The 13,043-nt window shown below is 64.1% G+C and carries 12 protein-coding genes; 9 read left to right on the top strand and 3 right to left on the bottom strand.

Translation table 11 applies throughout. From position 1 onward, the window contains the following. Positions 1 to 92 precede the first annotated feature (92 nt). Entirely contained in the window at positions 93 to 404 is a 312-nt protein-coding gene (locus RIN61_RS05605) for a DUF2288 domain-containing protein (protein WP_112250665.1), read from the top strand. 264 nt (positions 405 to 668) lie between these two features. Continuing rightward, entirely contained in the window at positions 669 to 1,556 is an 888-nt protein-coding gene (locus RIN61_RS05600) for an NAD(P)-dependent oxidoreductase (protein ID WP_207879975.1), read from the top strand. Here RIN61_RS05600 and RIN61_RS05595 read toward each other — a convergent pair. Next, a complete protein-coding gene (locus tag RIN61_RS05595) occupies positions 1,456 to 3,720 on the bottom strand; it encodes a putative bifunctional diguanylate cyclase/phosphodiesterase (RefSeq protein WP_313857568.1) in 2,265 nt (754 codons plus the stop codon). The two genes, RIN61_RS05600 and RIN61_RS05595, sit on opposite strands and share 101 nt — an antisense overlap. Before the next feature lie 317 nt (positions 3,721 to 4,037). Further along, a complete protein-coding gene (gene rapA / locus RIN61_RS05590; protein ID WP_215520762.1) occupies positions 4,038 to 6,884 on the bottom strand; it encodes an RNA polymerase-associated protein RapA in 2,847 nt (948 codons plus the stop codon). 173 nt (positions 6,885 to 7,057) lie between these two features. Here rapA and RIN61_RS05585 point away from each other — a divergent pair, with 173 nt between their 5' ends. The 7 genes from RIN61_RS05585 (at position 7,058) to RIN61_RS05555 (ending at position 11,975) form a co-directional block, all read left to right on the top strand. Further along, a complete protein-coding gene (locus RIN61_RS05585; protein ID WP_207879979.1) occupies positions 7,058 to 7,753 on the top strand; it encodes a M949_RS01915 family surface polysaccharide biosynthesis protein in 696 nt (231 codons plus the stop codon). 63 nt (positions 7,754 to 7,816) lie between these two features. After that, entirely contained in the window at positions 7,817 to 8,146 is a 330-nt protein-coding gene (locus RIN61_RS05580) for an aspartate-semialdehyde dehydrogenase (protein WP_313856158.1), read from the top strand. A gap of 67 nt (positions 8,147 to 8,213) precedes the next feature. Then, a complete protein-coding gene (locus RIN61_RS05575; RefSeq protein WP_166674299.1) occupies positions 8,214 to 8,375 on the top strand; it encodes a hypothetical protein in 162 nt (53 codons plus the stop codon). Positions 8,376 to 8,510: 135 nt separating this feature from the next. Further along, positions 8,511 to 8,627 (top strand): cytochrome c oxidase subunit CcoM, encoded by a 117-nt coding sequence (ccoM, locus tag RIN61_RS05570; protein ID WP_025340347.1) that lies wholly within the window; start codon positions 8,511 to 8,513, stop codon positions 8,625 to 8,627. A gap of 296 nt (positions 8,628 to 8,923) precedes the next feature. Further along, positions 8,924 to 10,912 (top strand): FUSC family protein, encoded by a 1,989-nt coding sequence (locus RIN61_RS05565; protein WP_313856156.1) that lies wholly within the window; start codon positions 8,924 to 8,926, stop codon positions 10,910 to 10,912. Then, complete coding sequence (locus tag RIN61_RS05560; protein ID WP_063913097.1) at positions 10,899 to 11,105, top strand: DUF1656 domain-containing protein; 207 nt, start codon at positions 10,899 to 10,901, stop codon at positions 11,103 to 11,105. Before RIN61_RS05565 ends, RIN61_RS05560 begins: the two co-directional genes overlap by 14 nt. A 12-nt stretch (positions 11,106 to 11,117) precedes the next feature. Then, a complete protein-coding gene (locus RIN61_RS05555) occupies positions 11,118 to 11,975 on the top strand; it encodes an efflux RND transporter periplasmic adaptor subunit (RefSeq protein ID WP_112250676.1) in 858 nt (285 codons plus the stop codon). Positions 11,976 to 12,177: 202 nt separating this feature from the next. Here RIN61_RS05555 and RIN61_RS05550 read toward each other — a convergent pair whose 3' ends face one another. After that, the gene (locus RIN61_RS05550) at positions 12,178 to 12,936 is read right to left on the bottom strand and encodes an SDR family NAD(P)-dependent oxidoreductase (protein WP_025340343.1); all 759 of its coding nucleotides are present in this window, start codon (positions 12,934 to 12,936) and stop codon (positions 12,178 to 12,180) included. Positions 12,937 to 13,043: the final 107 nt, after the last annotated feature.

The following is a 13,043-nucleotide window of genomic DNA, read 5'->3' as shown; positions in this document are numbered from 1 at the left end:
CGGGATCAATCGACCAAATTACATATTTGAAACCGGGTTTTTCTGCAAAAATGCCGACCTTTTTTATTGGCCGATTTTTGCGGATACCACCCATGACTGATCACACAAGCACCCTCTATGCCAAATTGCTTGGCGAGACGGCAATCATCGAGTGGAAAGCGCTGGAGCGTTTCTGGGCCAAGGGTGACCTGATTTGGGTCGACCCAAGCCTGGACCTGATTGCCGTTGCCGAGGCAATGGCCGAGAATCGCAGCGAGATCTTCGCCAAGTGGCGTAGTGATGGCACTGTTGGGCCGGTGACCGCCGAGCAGGCCCAGGACCTGCAAAGCCGCGATCCAGAGATTTGGGCGGTGGTGGTTTCGCCATTCATCGTGATCCAGGCGAAGCGCCCTCTCGATGCATGATCGCTTTTGGTGCGCGAAAATGCGCAGCCGCCTCGTTTTGGTGCTTGCAGGCGTTCAAGGCGGGTAGAGGTAAGTAACAATTCGGCGTGGCGGTAACAGTTTACGGGATGCGTAATGGGGGCTGCCTTGCAGCCCATCGCCGGCAAGCCAGCTCCCACAGGTGAGGTGCAGCCCTGTAAAGCTGCACCGAACCCTGTGGGAGCTGGCTTGCCGGCGATGGGCCGCACAGCGGCCCCCGGTTATTCGAATAGTCAGGAGTCATCGATGAGCACTGCACTACCTTCGCTTGGATTCGCCGGCATCGGCCTGATGGGCCTGCCCATGTGCCGGCGCCTGTTGGCAGCGGGCTACCCGCTGACGGTGTGGAACCGCAGCCCGGACAAGTGCGCTGCACTGGTCACCGCCGGCGCGCGCCTGGCCAGCAACCCTGCCGAACTGTGCCGCGACAGCGACATGCTGCTGCTGTGCCTGGCCGACACGGCCGTGGTCCGCGAGGTGGTGTTCGGCGAGCAAGGCATTGCCCAGGGCGGGCGTAGTGGTCAGTTGCTGATCGATTTCTCCAGCCTGGAGCCAACCGCCACCCGTGAAATGGCCGCCGAACTGGCAGCGCTGTGCGGTATGGCCTGGCTGGACGCGCCAGTTTCCGGCGGCACGCCCGGGGCCGAAGCCGGCACCCTGGCGATCATGGTCGGTGGCGAGTCGGCCGACCTGGAGCGTGCGCGCCCGGTACTGCAGGTACTTGGCCAGCGCGTGACGCACATGGGGGCGGTGGGCGCAGGCCAGGTGACCAAGGCCTGCAACCAGATGATCGTGGCCTGCAATGCCCTGGTGATCGCCGAAGTGGTGGCCTTGGCTGAACAGTCCGGGGTCGACGCGACGCTGATCGCCGAAGCGCTGGCGGGCGGTTTTGCCGACTCCAAACCGTTGCAGATCCTCGCTCCGCAAATGGCCGAGAGCCGCTTCGAGCCGATCAAGTGGCACGTGCGCACGCTGCTCAAGGACCTCGATGGCGCGGTCAAGTTCTCCCGCGAGCAAGGCTCGGCGACGCCGCTCAGTGGCCTTGCCGCACAATTGATGCGCCTGCACGCAAGCCAGGGGTATCTGCAAAAAGATCCGGCGACACTGGTTGAGTTGTATCGCAGCAAGGGCTGAATAGGCCGCCCTGGTGCTGTAGCCGCTCCAGCAACGAGCGCAGTTCGGCCAGCGGCTCCGGGCGGCCCAGCAGGTAGCCTTGCAGGTAGTCGCAGCCGTGGGCTTCGAGAAACGCCAGCTGTTCGGCGTTTTCCACGCCCTCGCTGACCACCTGCAGATGGAGGGTATGCGCCATGACGATGATCGCCTGGACGATCTCGCGGTCCTTCTGGCTGCCCGGCACATCCTGCAGGAAGCTGCGGTCGATCTTCAGCACGTCCAGCGGCAGGCGCTTGAGGTAGGCCAGTGACGAGTAGCCGGTGCCGAAGTCATCGATCGACAGCGCCACGCCCTGGGCGCGCACGCGCTTGAGCAGGTTGACCGTACGCTGGATGTCACCCATCAGGGCGTTCTCGGTCACTTCCAGCTCCAGCTGGCAGGGCGCGAGCCCGGCGTGGAACAGCGCCTTCTCCACCTCGTTGGGCAGTTCGTCGTGGCTGAGGGTGACGGCCGAGCAATTGACCGTGACCTTGAGGTTGCCATGGCCGTGGCGCTGCAGGTAGGCCAGGTCGGCGCAGGCGTGGCGCAGCACCCACAGGTCAAGGTCGATGATCAGGCCGTTGGCTTCGGCGATGGCAATGAAACGATCGGGCCCGAGCAGGCCGTGTTGCGGGTGTCGCCAGCGCACCAGGGCTTCCAGTTTGGCCACTTGCCTGCTGCGCAGGTCGAATATCGGCTGGTAATGCACGCACAGCCCATGCTCCTCGACCAGGGCCACCCGCAGTTCCTCTTCCAGTTGCAGGGCAATCGAGGCCTGGGTCTTCAGGCTGTCGTTGAAGAAGTTCAGGCTGTTGCGCCCGTTGCCCTTGGACTGGTACAGCGCGAGGTCTGCGTGCTTGAGCAGCTCTTCGGCGGTGGTGCCGTCGTCGGGGAAGATGCTGATGCCGATGCTGGTGGTCATGACCATGCGCCGACCGCCCAGGTCGATGGGCTCCTTCATCCGCTGCATGATGCGCTGGGCCAGGTGGCGGGCTTCGTCGCGGTTGTTGAGGCTGGTGACCACGCAGAACTCGTCGCCGCCAAAGCGCGCGACCAGGTCGTGGTTGCGGGTGGCGGCCTTGATGTGGCTGGCGATCACTTTGAGCAGTTCGTCGCCGGCGTCGTGGCCGAGGCTGTCATTGATGCGCTTGAAATGGTCGATATCGAGGAACATCACTGCCAGGTGGCTTTCCGTGGCCTGGTGTTCGGCCAGGCGTTCGGCGAACACCTGGTTGAAACCTCGGCGGTTGACCAGGTTGGTCAGGGCATCGTAGTGCGCGGCCTGCTGCAGCGAAGCCCGGGCCTGGTCCAGCTGGCTGAGCAACACGCTGACCCGCCGCAGGTCGTGTTCCTTGCTTTGCAGCTTCTTGTCGGCCAGCGCGGTACTGATGCTGGCAGCACTGATCAGCAGGGTGATGAAGCCGATGCCGAGCGCCAGTTGCAGGCTGTTGTCGCCAGAGGGCAGGCGCAGGGCAGTGTCTGCCGGGATGACCAGGGTCATGGCCGACATCGCTGTGAAGTGGGTGGCGACTATGCCGCCGGCCATCAGCAGGCTGGCGCCGTACTTCATGGCATGGTGCAAGGTGCCGCTGCCATGACGGAAGTAGCGTGCCAGGCACAGCGCCGTCAGGCTGGTCAGCAGGGCAATGGTGGCAGATGCCAGCAGCAGGCCGGTCTGGTAGTACTGGCGGGCGCCGGTTTCCAGGGCGGCCATGCCGACGAAGTGCATGAGGATGATGCCCAGGCCAATCAGCACTGCACTTTGCAGGTAGTGGTGGGGGCGCATCTGGCTGCGGTCGAGGCTGTGCATGGCCAGCCAGGCGACGGCCAGGGCGATGAGCAGCGACAGGATGGTAAGGGAAACGTCATAGTGCACTTCCACTGGCGCCTGGAAAGCCAGCATGCTGATGAAGTGCATGGCCCAGATGCCACCTGCCAGGCAGCAGGCACCGAGCATGTTCCATTGTCGGTGGGCGGTGGGGTCTTCGCTGTGGGATTGGCGCTCGGCCATGTCCAGGGTGGCGAAGCAGGCCGCACAGGCGACGAGGTAGGCGAGCAGAACCAGGAACGGTTCATGCCGGCAATCAATGACGATGCGCCCGGTTGCCGGCAGGTCGGCGAACAGTTGCAGCCCCAGCCACTCCATGGAATGCCTCATGATCGAGTTTTCACTCGTCTGCGCTACAACCCTGTGCAGACTGTCCAGAGGCAGTATAGGAAGAGGTGGTTAAGCCTTCCTGACTAATGGCACATTGATTTCTACGATTTGGTTATGAACCTGATCGCAGCAGGGAATATGTACTTGGTTTCTGAAAATTGGCCCCCTGTGGGAGCGGCCTTGTGTCGCGAAAGGGCTGCAAAGCAGCCCCAGCAATTTCAATTATTGCGCCAATTCTGGGGCCGCGTTGCGGCCCTTTCGCGACACAAGGCCGCTCCCACAAAGGCGGTGGTGTCTGACCGGTATCAGCCAGCCACCAGCACGCGAATGGCCTCCAGGCGCAGGGCGGCCTTTTCCAGCATCGCCAGGCCCTCTTCGCGCTGCTTGCGCAGCGCTTCGATCTCGCTGTCGCGCACACTCGGGTTGACTGCTTGCAGCGCGACCAGACGGGCCAGCTCTTCGTCGGCCTCCGCTTTCAGGCGACGCTGGGCCTCGGCCACGCGTTCGACGTGGGCTGGCAGGACCTTGGCTTCGCCACTGCCGATGCGCTGGGCCAGCATGTCACGCTGGGCCTGGACGAACTTGTTGGCGCTGGCGCGCGGCACGCTTTCCAGCTGGTCGTTGAGGGTTTCGAAGGCCACGCGCGACGCCAGATCGTTGCCATTGGCATCAAGCAGGCAGCGCAATGCTGCCGGTGGCAGGTAACGGCCCAGTTGCAGGCTGCGCGGTGCCACCACCTCGCTGACGAACAGCAGTTCAAGCAGCACGGTACCGGGTTTGAGCGCTTTGTTCTTGATCAGCGCCACGGCGGTGTTGCCCATCGAGCCGGACAGCACCAGGTCCATGCCGCCTTGCACCATCGGGTGTTCCCAGGTGAGGAACTGCATGTCCTCGCGCGACAGCGCCTGGCCACGGTCGTAGGTGATGGTCACGCCTTCGTCGTCGCCCAGCGGGAAGCTGGCGTCGAGCATCTTCTCGCTCGGCTTGAGGATCAGCGCGTTCTCGGAATGGTCTTCGCTGTCGATGCCGAAGGCGTCGAACAGGGTTTCCATGTAGATCGGCAGGGCGAACTGGTCGTCCTGTTCGAGAATGTCCTCGACCAGCGCCTGGCCTTCGCCGGCACCGCCGGAGTTGAGTTCCAGCAGGCGGTCACGGCCGGTATGCAGTTCGGCTTCCAGGCGTTCGCGCTCGCTGCGGGCGTCGGCCACCAGTGCTTCCCAGGCCTTGCTTTCGCCGCTTTCGAGCAGTGGCAGCAGGCGTGGGCCGAACTGATGCTGCAGTGCATTACCAGTAGGGCAGGTGTTGAGGAAGGCGTTGAGCCCTTCGTGGTACCACTGGAACAGGCGCTCTTGCGGGCTGTCCTGCAGGTACGGGATATGCAGCTGGATGGTGTGCTTCTGGCCGATGCGGTCGAGGCGGCCGATGCGCTGTTCGAGCAGGTCCGGGTGCGCTGGCAGGTCGAACATCACCAGATGGTGGGCAAACTGGAAGTTGCGGCCTTCGCTGCCGATCTCGGAGCAGATCAGCACCTGCGCGCCGAACTCTTCGTCGGCGAAGTAGGCGGCGGCACGGTCGCGTTCGAGGATGCTCATGCCTTCATGGAACACCGAGGCCGGGATGCCCGAGCGTACGCGCAGGGCGTCTTCCAGGTCCATTGCGGTTTCGGCATGGGCGCAGATCACCAGCACCTTGGTGCGCTTGAGCATCTTCAGGGTGTCGATCAGCCAGTCGACGCGCGGGTCGAAACGCCACCAGCGCTCGTCGTCGGCCACCTCGCCCTGGGCCTGGAAGGCAACTTCCGGGTACAGCTCGGCATGTTCGCCGGCTGGCAGGTCGCGGTACTGCTCGGGCGTTGCCAGTGGGTAAGGGTGCAGCTGGCGCTCAGGGAAGCCCTGGACCGCCGCGCGGGTGTTACGGAACAGCACGCGGCCGGTGCCGTGGCGGTCGAGCAGCTCACGGATCAGGCGCGCGCTGGCCTGGGTATCGCCGTCGCTGACCGCTGCCAGCAGGGCTTCGCCTTCGGCACCCAGGAAACCCTGGATGGTGGCGTGGGCCTTGGGTGACAGGCGGCCTTCGTCGAGCAGTTCCTGTACGGCTTCGGCCACCGGGCGATAGTGCTCGCTCTCGGCGCGGAAGGCGGCCAGGTCATGGAAACGGTTGGGGTCGAGCAGGCGCAGGCGGGCGAAGTGGCTGTCCTGGCCGAGCTGCTCTGGGGTGGCGGTGAGCAGCAGCACGCCCGGGATCACCTGGGCCAGCTGTTCGACCAGGCCGTATTCGGCGCTCACCTGGTCTTCGTGCCAGACCAGGTGGTGGGCTTCGTCCACTACCATCAGGTCCCAGCCGGCGGCGAACAGCGCGTCCTGGGCCTTTTCGTCTTCGACCAGCCACTCCAGGGCCACCAGCGCCAGCTGGGCATCCTCGAACGGGTTGCTGGCGTCGCTTTCGATGAAGCGCTCGGCGTCGAACAGGGCCACCTGCAGGTTGAAGCGGCGGCGCATTTCCACCAGCCATTGGTGCTGGAGGTTTTCCGGCACCAGGATCAGCACGCGGCTGGCGCGGCCGGACAGCAGCTGGCGGTGGATCACCAGGCCGGCCTCGATGGTTTTGCCCAGGCCCACTTCGTCGGCCAGCAAGACGCGCGGCGCGCTGCGGTCGGCGACTTCGCGAGCGATGTGCAACTGGTGGGCGATGGGTTGGGCGCGGCAGCCGCCCAGGCCCCACAGCGCCGACTGCATTTGCTTGCTGGTGTGCTGCAGGGTGTTGTAGCGCAGGCTGAACCACGACAGCGGGTCGATCTGCCCGGCGAACAGGCGGTCGCTGGCCAGGCGGAACTGGATGAAGTTCGACAACTGGGTTTCCGGCAGGGTGCGCGGCTGGTTTTGCCCGTCCAGGCCGTGATAGACCATCAGCCCGTCGATATCCTCGACCTCGCGCACAGTCAGCTTCCAGCCTTCGAAGTGGGTGATCTGGTCACCTGGCGAGAAGCGCACGCGGGTCAGCGGCGCATTGCGCAGGGAATACTGGCGGGTGTCGCCAGTGGCCGGGTAGAGCACGGTCAACAGGCGGCCATCCTGCGCCAGGATGGTACCCAGGCCGAGCTCGGCTTCGCTGTCGCTGATCCAGCGTTGCCCCGGTTGATACTGCTGCGCCATACTGCCTGAACTCCCGCGATGAAAAAGCCGATTATGTTAACGGATCGGCCGGTCAGACCAAAGTGCCGAGCGCATCGAAAGGTGCCGAATTGCGATAGGAAGTGCGATAGGTAGCAACAGTCTAGTCGCTTCATCGTCCCCCACCGTGCTGCCGACGAGGGCCCCGGATCAACATGTCTGCCAAGCACCGCTGGATCAGCACTTCGATGGCCGTGGGCAGCCTGTTGCTGCTGGCCGCCTGCGAGCAGAAAAACTTCGAGACCTTGCCCGCCATCCCGATCGAGCAGCTCGAGGTACTGGGCGTGCAAACGCCGATCAAGAGCGTGCACTTTCGTGACCGCGATGGTGAAGGCCTGCTGGTATTGAGCCGCAGCGATGGCCAGACCAGCGACCCGGAAAGCGAGCAGGAAGTGGACAAGGTGGTCCTCAAGGCCACGTTGTACGGGCGCACCGCCGAAAGCGACGCGTTCAAGGCGCGCTGGCAGATCGAACAGGAAACCACCTGCCCGGGCCTGGACCTGGATGTGGACTTCTATAACGATGTCAGCGATGTCGGCGACCTGAACAAGGACGGCGTCGCCGAGGTGACGGTTGCCAGCCACGCCTTCTGCGGCGGTGGCATCGACCCGCACGACATCGCCATCGAGATGCGTGAAGGGCAGGCCAGCTACAGTATCACCGGCCAGTCGCTGATCACCCCGGCGGGTGAGGAGCCGATCGGCGGTGAGCGCGAAGACAGCGCCTCGCTCAAAGCCGCGCCACAGGTGCTGCGCGAACACATGGACGCGGTCTGGCAGCAGGTGTACAAGCGCCCCTGGAGCGAGGCCAGCCCGCCAACCGACGACGAGCCTGACGAAGAAGCCGAATAAGTGTTGTGCCTGCCATCAAGGTAAGCCCGCGCCTGCCGATACAGGGGGCATAGGAGAACGTCCATGCTGCCACCGATCATTCCGCTCAGTGCCGCCCCGGTGACCTCGCAACAGGACCCGGTCAAACCGACACCCGACATCAAGCCGGTGGTGCCGACGCAGCCTGCCTCCGGCGAAAGCACCATCGACCTCAAGCACCAGCGTGACCCGCAGGAGCAGGCACTACTGCTGCGCGACGAGCAGCGCCGCCAGCAGCAACGCCGGCAGAAGGACGACGACGAACGCTACAGTGCGATGCCGGGTGACGAGGTCAACGCCGACAACACCGTGCCGGTGGCGCCGTTGATGGGCGAGCACGGGCGCCAGGGGCTTCTGGTGGACATCGAAGTCTGACGCGGGGCTGGTCAGCGCCAGCGCCTGGCTTCATCATGCAAGTCTCAGTTGATCGTCGAGCCCACCCATGAGCCAAGACAACCTCATCGATTTCGATGCCGAACGCGCCAAGCGCGTCCACGACCTCAAGGAAAAGCGCCTGAACGAAATGCGCAATGCTTTCGAGCAGGCCCTGCCGTTGAACACCGCCAAGAAAAAGAAACCCAAGAACAAGCCGAAGAAACGCTGAAACTTGACGCAGGTCAACCCAGCACCCGCCTCGCGTGCCCGGCCCCGGGCACCATTGACACCGATCAATTTTCCCCGCCCCCAGTTTGGTTAACTTGCACCCATCGGACAACGGCAAACGAATGGGGAGGCCAGCATGTTCTTCGACAACGTGGTTATCGCCGGAGTGGTAACGGTCGGGTTGATGGTCGTCTTCTTTGCCGGTCTGGGCATTTTCATCTGGAAGGATTCGAACAAGCGCAAGCCGCGCTGACCTTCCGGGTACACGAGCACGCAAGGCATTTAGGGCGACTTCGGTCGCCCATTTTTTTGCCTGCAATTTTTGTGTTGCCTGTGCCGGCCTCTTCGCGGGTAAACCCGCTCCCACAATGACTTCACGAGATTCGGACTGTGCGCGGTCCCATGTGGGAGCGGGCGTGCCCGCGAACAGGGCAGCACAGGAGAGCCTGTCGATAACAAAGATGATTAGCTAGCTAATTAATCCTTTCCGCCTTATCCTTCCCATCATTGTCTATCTTTCTACAAGACCATCCCCGCAAGGTCCGCCTCGTGCCCATCACTCTCCAGGCCCTGTTCGCCCCCAGCAGCCTCGCCCTCAAGTTCGCCATCAAGACCCTGCTCGGTGGCGGCCTGGCGCTGTGGCTGGCGATGCGCTGGGGCCTGGAGCAACCGTCCTGGGCACTGATGACCGCTTTCATCGTCGCCCAGCCTTTATCGGGCATGGTGGTGCAAAAGGGCTTGGCGCGGCTGGCGGGCACTCTTGTCGGCACGATTGTGTCGGTGCTGTTCATCGGCCTGTTCGCCCAGACCCCCGGCCTGTTCCTGCTCACCTTGGCCCTGTGGCTGGCCCTGTGCACCGCCGCCTCCACCCAACTACGCAGCGCCTGGGCCTATGCCTTCGTGCTGGCAGGCTACACCGCGGCGATCATTGCCCTGCCGGCCATCGACCACCCATTGCAGGTGTTCGACCAGGCCGTGGCGCGCTGCACCGAGATCTGCCTGGGTATCTTCTGTGCCACCGCCAGCAGTGCCTTGCTCTGGCCCATGCGGGTAGAGCAGCAACTGGGCGGGCAGGCCCGCCAGGCCTGGCAGAACGGCCTGCAGGCCGCCAGTGCCATGCTGGGCGGGGAAGACGAGGCGCGCAAAGGCTTGCTGGAGAGCCTGGGGCGTATCGTTGCCATCGACAGCCAGCGCGAACACGCCTGGTTCGAAGGCAACCGCGGGCGCCAGCGTGCTCGTGCCATTCGCGGCCTGAGCCAGAAACTGATGGTGCTGCTGCGCATTTCCCGGTCAGTGCGCCGGCAGTGGCGGCAACTGGATGAGCGCGAGGCCCAACGCCTGGCGCCCTGGCTGGAGGAGGTGCGCGCACTGCTGGGCAAGCCCGACCAGCCGGGCCTTCTGTTGCTGCGCCAGCGCATCTGGGATACCGCCCACGATGAGCAGATCAGCCCGGCGGAGCACTTCTGCCTTGCGCGCATGGCTCTGCTGCTGGATTACGCCATGGCTGCCAGCCAGGCGCTGGAAGATGTCGAGGCGGGCAGGGCGCCCAAGGATGTATCCCAAGGCCTGGCCGCGCACCGCGACTGGTCGCTGGCCTTGCTGTTCGGCTCACGCAGTGCGCTGGCCTTTCTGGTAATGAGCGGCTTCTGGCTGGCCACCGCCTGGCCTTCGGCGCCGGGTGGCCTGGTGCTGACCTGTGTGGTCTGCAGCCTGTTCGCCAGCCGCGAGAACGGTGCGCAGATCGGCCTGAGCTTCTTGCGCGGGATCTTCCTGGCGATACCCGCGGCGTTTCTGGTCGGGCAGATTCTGCTGCCGCAATGGAGCAGCTTCGCCATGCTTTGCCTGGGCATGGGCGTGCCGCTGTTTCTTGGTGCACTGGGTATGGCTCACCCGCGGACCGGGGCAACGGCTACCTCTTATTGCCTGCATTTCATCGTGCTGGTGTCGCCGCTCAATGCCATGCAGTTCGGCGTGGCCACCATGCTCAACAGTGCCTTGGCCATGCTGGTAGGTGTGTCGGCAGCGGTGATGGCCTTCCGTTTGCTGGTGTTCCGTCACCCGGCCTGGCTGGGCCGGCGCTTGCGTGCGGCGACCCAGAACGACCTGGTGCGCCTGACCCGACGCGACTTGCGCGGGGCCGACAGCTGGTTTGGCGGGCGCATGGCCGACCGCCTGATGCAACTGGCGCGGCATGCCGGCGAACTGCCCGAGAGCGAACGCAAGCGCTGGGACGACGGCCTGCACGGCCTGGATATCGGCGACGAACTGGTGCATCTGCGCATGTGCCTGGCGGTCGCCCAGGCCCCGTTGGGGCGTGCCGAGCGTGAATACCTGCAGCAGGTAGAGGCCGTGCTGGCCAAGGGGCCGGCGCCCGGGCGCGGGCAGCGCCTGGATGCCGCCAGCGAACAGTTCATTGGCGCCTTGCGCCGTCTACCCTCCAGCGATCCGCTGCGGTTGGCCGAAGGGGCGGTGCTGCAACTGCAAAAAAGCTGGGGCAAGTGGTGCCGCTGGCAGGAGGAAGCTCATGGGGTTGCGTGAGTGGGAAGTGGGCGGCGTGCTGTTCAGTCCCTTCCTTGTTTATGTGTTGCTGGCGCTGGTGCTTACCGGGTTGCTGCGTCTGGTGGTGCAGGCCACGCCGTTGGGGCGCTGGATCTGGCATGAAGCGCTGTTCGACGCGGCGCTGTTCGTTTGTGTGTTGTTCCTGGTGGTGCGACTGCTGGGAACCTTGTAAAGGAGTGTTTCGATGCGTGCGGCCGTACGTACCTTGGTCACCTTGTGTGTGGTGGCCCTTGCCGTGTTCGCCGGCTATCAGTTGTGGCAGTACTACATGCTCACCCCCTGGACCCGAGATGCGCGTGTGCGTGCCGATGTGGTGGTGATCGCCCCCGATGTGTCCGGCTGGGTGCGCGAGCTGAAGGTTCGTGACAACCAGCAGGTCAAGGCCGGCGACCTGCTGATGAGCATTGACCGCGAACGCTTCCAGGCGGCATTCGACCAGGCCAGCGCGGTGACCGAGACCCGCAGCCAGCAACTGCGCCTGCGCGAGCGGGAAGCCGCCCGGCGTACGGCCCTGGGGCCGGAGGCGATCAGTGCCGAACTGCGGGAAAACGCCCAGATCAATGCGGCCATTGCCCGCGGTGAACTGCATGAGGCCGAGGCACAGTTGCAGGTTGCCAGAATCAACCTGGCGCGCAGTGAAGTGCGGGCACCGCGCAGCGGGCAAATCACCAACCTGCGCCTGGCCGAGGGCAACTATGTGAACACCGGGGAATCGGTGATGGCCCTGGTGGACGATTCAACCTTCTATATCCAGGCCTACTTCGAGGAAACCAAGCTGCCGCGCATTCGTGTGGGGGATGCGGTGAAGGTCTGGCTGATGGGCGCGGGCGAGCCGATGCAAGGGCATGTGGAGAGCATCAGCCGTGGTATCACCGACCGCAACAGTAACCCCGACAGCCAGTTGCTGCCGGAGGTTGAGCCGACCTTCAACTGGGTACGCCTGGCGCAGCGGATACCGGTGAGGATCCGCCTGGACCAGGTGCCGGAGGGGGTGACCCTGAGTGCGGGGATGACGGCCAGTGTGCAGGTGCATGAGCAATGAGGCAGGTGGCTACTCTGTGGCCCGATCGCTGGCAACCCAGGCTCATGCGGTGGTGGGAGCAACTGTCCTGTGTTGCCTGTCCTGGCCTCATCGCCGGCAAGTCAGCTCCCACAGGTACTGCACAATGCTTGAGGTCGATGCAGTCGAGGTGGGAGCTGGCTTGCCGGCGATGGGCCGCAAAGCGGCCCCAGAAAACCTGACCTCAGAGGAACATCCCGCCTGAAACCTCCAGCCGTTGCCCGTTGATCCAGCCATTGCCATCTTCCAGCAACAGCGCAATCGCTGCCCCGATATCATCCGGCAAGCCCACCCGCCCCAGCGCCGTGTTGCCGGCAATGTATTCATTCACCTGGCGGTTGTCCCGCACCACGCCGCCGCCAAAGTCCGTCTCGATCGCCCCCGGCGCCAGAATGTTCACGCGAATACCACGCGCGCCCAGTTCCTTGGCCTGGTAGCGGGTAAGCACTTCCATCGCCCCCTTCATCGCGGCATAGGCGGCATACCCCGGCAGCGCAAAGCGCGCCAGGCCAGTGGAAATGTTGACGATGCGGCCATTGTCGACCAGCAGCGGCAGCAGGCGCTGGGTGAGGAAGAACGGCCCTTTCAGCTGGATGTTCAGCAACTGGTCGAACTGCGCCTCGCTGGTTTCGGTGTATGGCACGTTCAAGCCGATCCCGGCATTGTTCACCAGAAAGTCGAAACGCTCGCGACCGAAGTGTTGCTGCAAGGTTGCCCCCAGGCGTTCGGCGAAGCCGGCAAAGCTGGCGCTGTCGCTGACGTCCAGTTGCAACATGGCGGCCTTGACCCCGGCCTGCTCCAGCCGCACGGCCACGGCCTGGGCTTCCTCGGCCTTGCTGTGGTAAGTGCCGATGACATCGATGCCGCGTGCGGCCAGGTGTTCGGCGGTGTTGCGGCCCAGGCCGCGGCTGGCGCCAGTGATCAGGGCAATCTTGCGGGTCATGGTGAAAACCTCATGGTGGGCTGATGAGCACAGGTTATTGGTCGGTGTTGTGCTGTTAAATCCAGCAAATATGGAAATACTGTTCGGTAAAACCGGATAGACGAGGT

Origin of the sequence: Pseudomonas inefficax, from assembly GCF_032164165.1 — a bacterium.
GTDB classification, from domain to species: domain Bacteria; phylum Pseudomonadota; class Gammaproteobacteria; order Pseudomonadales; family Pseudomonadaceae; genus Aquipseudomonas; species Aquipseudomonas inefficax.
The sequence above is the reverse complement of the archived record's forward strand: the minus strand, read 5'-3'. Positions and strand labels throughout refer to the sequence as shown.

What these genes read in the sequence shown, in the direction of transcription:
- RIN61_RS05605 (WP_112250665.1), top strand. Translation starts at nt 93, where the DNA reads ATGACTGATCACACAAGCACCCTCTATGCCAAATTGCTTGGCGAGACG.
- RIN61_RS05600 (WP_207879975.1), top strand. Translation starts at nt 669, where the DNA reads ATGAGCACTGCACTACCTTCGCTTGGATTCGCCGGCATCGGCCTGATG.
- RIN61_RS05595 (WP_313857568.1), bottom strand. Translation starts at nt 3,720, where the DNA reads ATGGAGTGGCTGGGGCTGCAACTGTTCGCCGACCTGCCGGCAACCGGG.
- rapA (WP_215520762.1), bottom strand. Translation starts at nt 6,884, where the DNA reads ATGGCGCAGCAGTATCAACCGGGGCAACGCTGGATCAGCGACAGCGAA.
- RIN61_RS05585 (WP_207879979.1), top strand. Translation starts at nt 7,058, where the DNA reads ATGTCTGCCAAGCACCGCTGGATCAGCACTTCGATGGCCGTGGGCAGC.
- RIN61_RS05580 (WP_313856158.1), top strand. Translation starts at nt 7,817, where the DNA reads ATGCTGCCACCGATCATTCCGCTCAGTGCCGCCCCGGTGACCTCGCAA.
- RIN61_RS05575 (WP_166674299.1), top strand. Translation starts at nt 8,214, where the DNA reads ATGAGCCAAGACAACCTCATCGATTTCGATGCCGAACGCGCCAAGCGC.
- ccoM (WP_025340347.1), top strand. Translation starts at nt 8,511, where the DNA reads ATGTTCTTCGACAACGTGGTTATCGCCGGAGTGGTAACGGTCGGGTTG.
- RIN61_RS05560 (WP_063913097.1), top strand. Translation starts at nt 10,899, where the DNA reads ATGGGGTTGCGTGAGTGGGAAGTGGGCGGCGTGCTGTTCAGTCCCTTC.
- RIN61_RS05555 (WP_112250676.1), top strand. Translation starts at nt 11,118, where the DNA reads ATGCGTGCGGCCGTACGTACCTTGGTCACCTTGTGTGTGGTGGCCCTT.
- RIN61_RS05550 (WP_025340343.1), bottom strand. Translation starts at nt 12,936, where the DNA reads ATGACCCGCAAGATTGCCCTGATCACTGGCGCCAGCCGCGGCCTGGGC.